Consider the following 628-nt stretch of genomic DNA (forward strand, 5'->3'; position numbering starts at 1 on the left):
CTCAATCCTTTATTACTTTCTATCTGTTTTATATCGTACACTTTTGCTATAGGTCTGTAACCTCTCCATTTGTCGGTCGTTATCTTGGCTTCTCGACTTATGTGGCCGACAAATATATATTGTAATGATTCAGCGGAGAAGTCTTCTATTTTCATGGCGTACATCCTTTTGACCTTTCCCTCTTTGGTGAGCTGAACCGCTGTGATCGCCTTCTTTTTCTTACCGTGGTAACTTCTTCCTATTTTACCAATCTCTCGACCACCCAGAACGAACTCATCAACGTGAACCTCTCCATCCATAGGGTTATTGCCAATTGAAGACATTGCTTCCCGTACCTTGAGCATGAACAATCGAGCTGTCTTTTCGGTTACTCCATAACGAACTCCCATATAACTGGCCGATAAACCCTTGGTTGATGTGGCCATTTCAAAACAGATAAAAAATGCTTTCCGAACACCAAACTTAACCTTATGAAAAAGTGTATCGGCAGTAGCTGACTCGGTATGCCTGCAGATATTACATTGTCTGGAAAAATCATCCCGCCTCTGACAAGCCGTATGATTACATCTTGAACATTTAAATGCTGTTCTGGACTTGGTCGAAGCTAGATATTCCTTACAATCATTAT

1 protein-coding gene is annotated in these 628 nt (G+C 41.1%); it reads right to left on the minus strand.

Annotated elements, in window-relative coordinates; all coding sequences use genetic code 11:
- A partial coding sequence (locus ES765_RS21560) for an IS1595 family transposase (protein WP_138116612.1) occupies positions 1-628 on the minus strand: 628 nt, incomplete at both ends.

Origin of the sequence: Maribacter sp. ACAM166, from assembly GCF_005771495.1 — a bacterium.
Lineage (GTDB): Bacteria > Bacteroidota > Bacteroidia > Flavobacteriales > Flavobacteriaceae > Maribacter.